The 6387-nt window shown below is 58.0% G+C and carries 5 protein-coding genes; 2 read left to right on the forward strand and 3 right to left on the reverse strand.

The annotated features are described in order from the left end of the window. On the forward strand, positions 1 to 852 hold an 852-nt coding region (locus WD429_RS06890), incomplete at its 5' end, for a sigma 54-interacting transcriptional regulator (protein WP_368421436.1). Positions 853 to 1004: 152 nt separating this feature from the next. On the opposite strand, the gene ssb is transcribed toward WD429_RS06890, so the two are convergent. Both ssb and WD429_RS06900 read right to left on the reverse strand, forming a co-directional pair. Beyond that, positions 1005 to 1535: a single-stranded DNA-binding protein gene (gene ssb, locus WD429_RS06895; RefSeq protein WP_368421437.1), complete on the reverse strand. Its 531-nt coding sequence runs from the start codon at positions 1533 to 1535 to the stop codon at positions 1005 to 1007. Positions 1536 to 1593: 58 nt separating this feature from the next. Continuing rightward, on the reverse strand, positions 1594 to 2964 hold the full coding sequence (locus tag WD429_RS06900) for an MFS transporter (RefSeq protein ID WP_368421438.1): 1371 nt from the start codon (positions 2962 to 2964) through the stop codon (positions 1594 to 1596). Positions 2965 to 3141: 177 nt separating this feature from the next. Between WD429_RS06900 and uvrA the strand changes: the two genes are divergently transcribed. Beyond that, a complete protein-coding gene (gene uvrA, locus WD429_RS06905) occupies positions 3142 to 5964 on the forward strand; it encodes an excinuclease ABC subunit UvrA (RefSeq protein WP_368421439.1) in 2823 nt (940 codons plus the stop codon). Positions 5965 to 6022: 58 nt separating this feature from the next. On the opposite strand, the gene rplQ is transcribed toward uvrA, so the two are convergent. Next, a partial coding sequence (rplQ, locus tag WD429_RS06910) for a 50S ribosomal protein L17 (protein ID WP_368421440.1) occupies positions 6023 to 6387 on the reverse strand: 365 nt, incomplete at its 5' end.

Below are 6387 nucleotides of genomic sequence, written 5' to 3' on the forward strand. Positions count from 1 at the left end.
CACCCGTTTATTGCGCTCAACATGGCAGCGATCCCCAAAGACCTGATTGAATCAGAACTGTTTGGCCACGAAAAAGGCGCATTCACCGGCGCTGCCGCCGCTCGCCAGGGGCGTTTTGAGCAAGCCAACGGCGGCACCCTGTTTCTTGACGAGATCGGGGACATGCCCGCTGACACCCAGACCCGACTGCTGCGGGTGCTGGCAGATGGCGAGTTCTACCGCGTGGGCGGCACCACCCCTATCAAGGTGGATGTGCGCATTATCGCCGCAACGCACCAGGATCTGGAAAAACTGGTACAGGCCGGCTCCTTCCGCGAGGACCTGTTCCACCGTCTGAACGTTATCCGGGTACACTTGCCCAAACTGGCGGAACGCCGCGAAGACATCCCCAGGCTCATGCAGTACTTCCTGAAGCGAGCTGCGAAGGAGCTCGCCGTAGAGCCGAAAATTCTCCGCTCCGAAGCCGAAGAATATCTGACCACCCTGCCCTGGCCCGGTAACGTCCGCCAGTTGGAGAACACCTGCCGGTGGCTGACCGTGATGGCCAGCGGCCGGGAGATTCACATTGATGACCTGCCACCGGAGCTGCTCCACCTGGCCGACACACCCACCACCGGCCAGACCTGGCAGGAAGGGCTGCGCAACTGGGCCGAACAGGAGCTCAAGCGCGGCCGCAAAGGCATTCTGGACAGCGCCGTGCCCGAATTCGAAAAGATCATGATCGAGACAGCGCTGAAGCACACCGGCGGCCGTCGCCGGGATGCGTCCATTCTGCTGGGCTGGGGGCGGAACACGTTGACGCGGAAGATTAATGAGCTGGGGATGGACCATCCTGACAATGACGAAGATTGACAGCTGATGGATCGAAGAAGTTTGGGCATTTCAGAGCCGGAACAAGGATTCCGGCACTTTCGCCTGATTTCACGTCTTTTTGAATTCTGTAACACGAAAACCTCCGGCTGGCGGAGGTTTTCCATGGCATTACGGATCAGTTTTCTTCCGACTCAGAACGGGATATCGTCATCGAAATCGTCGACCGGCTCCGGCATGCTGCCCTGGGAAGGCTGGTTGTAGCCTCCTGACGGCTGCTGAGGCGGCTGGTTGTTCTGATTGGCCGGCGGTGCGTTGTTGCTGGACTGCTGAGGACGTCCGGCAGGCGCGCCTTGCGCCATACCACCGCCGTCACCACTGCGACTGTCCAACATCTGCATCTGCCCGCTGATATCCACCACGACCTCGGTGGTGTAACGGTCCTGGCCATCCTGCCCCTGCCACTTGCGGGTCTGCAGTTTGCCTTCGATATAGACTTTGGAACCCTTGCGCAGATACTGGCCGGCAACTTCCGCGACCTTGCCAAACATCACCACCCGGTGCCATTCGGTTTTTGGTACCATCTGGCCGGTTTGCCTGTCCTTGTAGCTTTCATCGGTTGCAAGGTTGAGGTTCACCACGGCATTGCCGTTGGGGGTATACCGCGTATCAGGGTCCTGACCCAGGTTCCCGATAAGAATGACCTTGTTTACGCCTCGTGCCATGATCTGCTCCTGACTCAGTTTTCAGGGACGGCCCAACGTCCATGCAGGCCTCCGGATTTCAAGAATTGTTACCCTGCCGGACAAATGGAAAGTCCGCAAGTAACCCTTTATCAAATTTTTGACGATCCACTTTCAGGTAAGCCGTGCCGGCATCTTCCAGAATCACGACATCCTGAACGCCGGGCATTGCCATCAACGCTTCATCAATGCTGTCAAACTGGCTTTGCGCCACTTCCTTCAACTGTACCACGAAACTGGTGGTGTATCCCGGCGCTGGCATGGTCAGGGCCACCACAAACCACAGCGCCAGAACCCCCGCCATCAGCCACAGCACGCCGCTGACCCCGACCGTCCCAAGCAGCAGCCCACCGGCCGCACCGCCAACGAACGCCCCCAAAAACTGAGACGTGGAATACACGCCCATGGCGGTGCCTTTGCTCGCGGCCGGTGCTTCTTTACTGATCAGCGATGGCAAGGAGGCTTCCAGAAGATTAAATGCCATAAAGAAAAAGAACAACACACACCAGCCCGCGATCAGGCTTTCGGAGACGTTAGCCAGCCCCATCGTCGACAGCGTCAGCAGGATGATGGCGCCACACAGCACAGGCTTCATCTTGCGCATTTTCTCGCCCATGATAATGAAAGGAATCATGGCAAAAAAAGACGTGACCATCACGGTCAGGTAGAACCACCAGTGCGAAGCGGATGGCAGGCCAAGTTGGTTCTGAAGCAGCGAAGGGAATACCAGAAATATCGCAGTCAGCGCCAGGTGCAGGGCAAAAATGCCGAAGTCCAGCCGTAACAACCGGCGGTCTGACAACACCGTGGCCAACATCTTGCGGGCGGGGTGGGTATCCGCGCTGATTTTATGCTGATGCGGTGTTGGCACCAGACGCCAGACGACGACCATGGCAATGACCGCCAGCAGCGCGGTCAGGTAGAACAGGCCGGACAGCCCGAATGCCGAACCAACCAGCGGCCCCAGAACCAGAGAGACAGAAAATGACAGGCCAATCGAGATTCCGACTGTCGCCATGGCCTTGGTGCGCTCTTCTTCCCGTGTCAGGTCACTCAGCAGCGCCATAAGCACGCTGGCGATGGCACCCGCACCCTGAAGAATCCGTCCAGCGATCACAACGTATATGGAGTCGGTTGAGGCCGCGACCAGGCTGCCTGCGGCAAACAGAATCAGGCCAGCGTAGATCATCCGTTTGCGACCGATCCGATCGGAAAGCAGGCCGAAGGGTATCTGCAGCAGCGCTTGGCTCAGACCGTAAGCGCCGATGGCGAAGCCGATCAGCGCCGGGGTGGCACCCTGGAGATCGTCGCCCAGCAGGACGAATACCGGCATCACCATGAACAGGCCGAGCATTCGCATGGCGTATACCAACGCCAACGCTGATACTGATCGCCTTTCCAGTGAATTCATGGGGAGCCATTCCTGTATACGGTGTCTGGCGGATAACCGCCGTTCCGGAAACCGCGCATTGTAACAGAACCTGGCGGTTCGCGGCACAGTGGCAACCCGCATAGTCACTTACCGTCACGGCTTTCGCCGGGCGGCGCATAAACCGGTACACTTATCGTTTTCTTCGAGCGAGGCGTTATGGATCATATCCAGATCAAAGGTGCACGAACCCACAATCTGAAGAACATCGACCTGGATATCCCGCGGGACAAGCTGATTGTAATTACCGGGCTGTCCGGCTCCGGCAAATCATCCCTGGCCTTCGACACGCTCTATGCCGAAGGCCAGCGTCGTTATGTGGAATCTCTATCCACCTACGCGCGTCAGTTTTTGTCGATGATGGAAAAGCCCGACGTGGACCACATCGAAGGTCTGTCACCGGCCATTTCGATTGAGCAAAAATCCACCTCCCACAACCCACGTTCCACGGTGGGCACGATCACCGAGATATACGACTACCTGAGATTGCTGTTCGCCCGCGCCGGCGAGCCGCGCTGTCCGGACCATCACCAACCGCTGGAAGCACAGACAGTCAGCCAGATGGTGGACCAGGTGCTTGCCATGCCCGAGGACAGCAAACTGATGATCCTCGCGCCCGTCATCCGGGATCGTAAAGGGGAGCATCTGCAGCTTGTGGAAACCATGCGAAGCCAGGGTTTTATTCGCTTGCGGGTCGACGGCACCGTCTATGACATTGACGACATTCCGGAGCTGGACAAGAAGCGCAAACATCAGATTGATGTGGTGGTTGATCGTTTCAAGGTCAAGCCGGGGCTTGAGCAGCGCCTCGCGGAAAGTTTTGAGACCGCGCTGGGGCTGGCTGACGGCATTGCTCTGGTTGCTCCCATGAGCGGCGACGGTGAAGATCATACCTATTCGGCTCGTTACGCCTGCAACCAGTGCGGGTACTCGCTGAGCGAACTGGAACCGCGGCTGTTCTCCTTCAACAACCCGGCGGGTGCATGTCCGACGTGCGACGGTCTTGGGGTCAAACAGTTCTTTGATCAGGAAAAGATTGTCCAGCACCCGGAAGCCACCCTCGCCGCCGGTGCCATCAAAGGCTGGGATAGACGTGCGGTCTACTACTTCCAGATGCTGACCAGTGTTGCCGAGCACTATGGCATTGACCTGGAAACGCCCTGGGTCGACTTGCCCGATGGTTTTAAAGACACCCTGCTCCATGGTTCCGGATCGGATGACATCCCCTTTCGCTACGTCAATTCCCGCGGGCATATCATGGAGAAGGCACACTCGTTTGAAGGCATCCTCCCCAATCTTGAGCGACGCTATCGCGAGACCGACTCCCAAAGCATGCGGGAAGAGCTGGCGCGAAATCTGAGCACTCAGCCCTGCAAGGTCTGCCGTGGCTCCAGGTTGCGACGAAGCGCCCGACACGTCTTTGTCGAAGAGCGCAATATTTCTGATGTCACTCACCTTCCGGTGGGTGAAGCCCACGATTACTTTGAAGCCCTCGCCCTGCCCGGCCGCCGAGGCGAGATCGCAGAAAAAATTCTGAAAGAAGTGCGCCAGCGGCTGCAGTTTCTGGTCAATGTCGGCCTGGAGTACCTGACCCTTGAACGGAGCGCCGACACGCTCTCCGGCGGCGAGGCTCAGCGAATTCGCCTGGCCAGCCAGATCGGGGCGGGCCTCGTAGGGGTGATGTACATTCTCGACGAACCCTCGATTGGCCTGCACCAGCGCGACAACGATCGCCTACTGGGAACACTCACCCATCTGCGGGATCTCGGCAACACCGTCATTGTGGTAGAGCACGACGAGGAAGCCATCCGTGCCGCCGACCACGTTATTGACATCGGCCCGGGTGCCGGCGTGCACGGCGGCCAGATCATTGCCCGGGGCACACCGGATCAGATCATCAGCAACCCGGATTCATTAACCGGCCAATACCTGAACGGGACACAGGCCATCGCTATCCCGGCGGAAAGAAACACGGGTAACGGTAAGCAACTCACGCTTACCGGGGCCAGCGGAAACAATCTTCAGGATGTCACACTGACCATCCCCCTGGGCGTGATGACCTGCGTCACCGGCGTGTCCGGTTCCGGCAAATCCACGCTGATCAATGGCACCCTCTATCCCGTCGCCGCCGCCAAACTGAACAAAGCGACCAGTCTGACTCATGCCCCTTACGATAAGCTCAACGGGCTTGATCAGCTCGATAAGGTCATCGACATTGATCAAAGCCCCATAGGCCGCACGCCGCGTTCCAACCCTGCCACCTACACCGGACTTTTCACTCCGATCCGTGAGCTGTTTGCCGGCACTCAGGAAGCCCGCTCACGGGGCTACAAGCCCGGCCGGTTCAGCTTCAATGTGAAGGGCGGACGCTGCGAAGCCTGCCAGGGTGACGGGGTGATCAAGGTGGAGATGCACTTCCTGCCGGACGTATACGTACCCTGCGATGTGTGCAAGGCCAAGCGATACAACAGGGAAACCCTGGAAGTCCGCTACAAGGGCAAAAATATCCACGAAGTACTGGAAATGACGGTCGAAGAAGGTCGCGAATTCTTCGATCCGGTTCCCTTTCTGGCACGCAAGCTACAGACCCTGATCGACGTGGGCCTGTCCTACATCCGCCTGGGGCAAAGTGCCGTGACCCTGTCAGGCGGGGAAGCCCAGCGGGTCAAATTGGCGAAGGAGCTGTCAAAACGCGACACCGGCAAGACGCTGTATATCCTGGATGAGCCGACCACCGGTCTGCACTTCTATGACATCCAGCAGTTGCTGAACGTACTCCAACGGCTCCGCGACCACGGCAATACCATCATCGTGATCGAGCACAACCTCGATGTCATTAAAACGGCGGACTGGATTGTCGATCTCGGGCCGGAAGGGGGCTCCGGTGGCGGACACATCATCGCCGAAGGCACACCGGAAGAAGTGGCTGACAGCCCCACGTCACACACCGGGCGATACCTGAAAACCATGCTGGAAAAATAGTGCAGGCATAAAAAAACCGGAGGTCGCCCTCCGGTTTTTTTGAACCACTCCGAAGTATTTACTCTTCGTCGTCGTCCATTTCCTCTGCTTCGATATCAACAGGGCGGCCAACCAGCTCAACAAATGCCATCGGGGCATTGTCGCCAGCACGGAAACCGCACTTCAGAATTCGAAGGTAACCACCCGGACGCTCGTTATAACGGGGACCAAGCTCATTAAACAGCTTGGCAACCGCTGCATCGCTACGCAGGCGTGAAAACGCCAGACGACGATTCGCGACCGAATCATTCTTTGAGAGCGTGATCAAAGGCTCTGCTACACGACGAAGCTCTTTGGCTTTCGGCAGCGTTGTCTTGATCAGCTCGTGTTCAACCAGTGACGCAGTCATGTTACGGAACATGGCCTTGCGATGCGCACTGGTCC

The organism is Marinobacter sp. (assembly GCF_040904845.1).
Lineage (GTDB): Bacteria > Pseudomonadota > Gammaproteobacteria > Pseudomonadales > Oleiphilaceae > Marinobacter.